A 1075-nucleotide genomic window follows, 5' to 3' on the forward strand; every position below is an offset into this window, starting at 1 on the left:
AGTTCCATAAATCCGATTACGCTGCAAACAACGCTCCGCTTAATTAAGAGACCGGTTTTCAATCGCTTAGCGCATTAAGCACCGCGAAAATTGGATTGCTCGAAATATGTAACGACAATATCTATACGAGCCTTGTAAAGATATTGTCGTTACGCTATATGGGGGCAAAAGGAGTTTCCAATGCCGACCTCACATACAAGCAAAAGCCCGGACGCAAGCGTACCGCTGAATATGCGGATCAAGCCTGCGACCCGCAACTTGATCGATCGCGCCGCTGAGTTGCTTGGTAAGACGCGCACGGATTTCATGTTGGAGGCTTCCGAGCGGCGAGCAGAGGAAGTGCTGCTCGATCGCACTATCTTCACGGTAAGTCCCGAAATCTATGCTGAATATCTTGCTCGGCTCGATGCACCCACGCAGCCCAATGAGCGTTTAGCACGCACCATGTCGACCAAAGCACCGTGGGATGAGGCGTGACCCTCAGCGCACCGGCACCCCTGGCCGATCATCATCAAGTGGCCGAGTTTAATTCCGGGGTCCTTGAGTTGGACGACTGGTTGCGACGTCGCGCGCGTTCTAATCAAACGAGCGGCGCATCGCGGACCTACGTCGTGTGCGAGGAGAGCCGCGTCATTGCCTATTACGCACTCGCCTCCGGCGCTGTCAAACAGCCGGAAGCGCCTGGCCGTTTTCGGCGCAATATGCCAGATCCAATTCCGGTCGCTGTGCTTGGTCGCCTCGCCATTGATCAGTCCTACCAGGGGCGTGGTCTCGGCAGGGCATTAGTGCGCGATGCGGGCCTGCGCCTGCTCAATGCCGCTGAAGTACTTGGCATCCGAGGCATGCTGGTTCATGCGATTTCAGATGACGCACGAGCCTTCTATGAGGCCGTGGGCTTTCTGTCTTCTCCGTCCGACCCCATGATGCTGATGGTCGGATTGCATGACCTCAATCAGGCGCTGAACCCTTAAGCGAAACTCATCAGTAATTTCGGTTGGATGCATTCTATCTCTGCTCTAAGTCGCTGTATTTGCGGCAGAAGGTCCCGGACCTCAAATGAGGCCGCGGGTTCGAT

At 55.2% G+C, this 1075-nt stretch carries 2 protein-coding genes; both read left to right on the plus strand.

Going from position 1 to position 1075, the window contains the following annotated elements; translation table 11 throughout:
• The first annotated feature begins 180 nt into the window (after window positions 1-180).
• Window positions 181-477, plus strand: a complete 297-nt coding sequence (locus tag GDN47_RS31805) for a type II toxin-antitoxin system TacA family antitoxin (protein WP_113396042.1) — start codon at window positions 181-183, stop codon at window positions 475-477.
• Window positions 474-971 (plus strand): GNAT family N-acetyltransferase, encoded by a 498-nt coding sequence (locus GDN47_RS31810; RefSeq protein WP_152095062.1) that lies wholly within the window; start codon window positions 474-476, stop codon window positions 969-971. The genes GDN47_RS31805 and GDN47_RS31810 overlap by 4 nt, the downstream gene beginning before the upstream one ends.
• The last annotated feature ends 104 nt before the right edge of the window (window positions 972-1075 follow it).

The sequence above is a fragment of the Martinezella dioscoreae genome (genome assembly GCF_009176305.1).
Classification (GTDB): Bacteria; Pseudomonadota; Alphaproteobacteria; order Rhizobiales; family Rhizobiaceae; genus Rhizobium; species Rhizobium dioscoreae.

What these genes read in the sequence shown, in the direction of transcription:
- GDN47_RS31805 (WP_113396042.1), top strand. Translation starts at nt 181, where the DNA reads ATGCCGACCTCACATACAAGCAAAAGCCCGGACGCAAGCGTACCGCTG.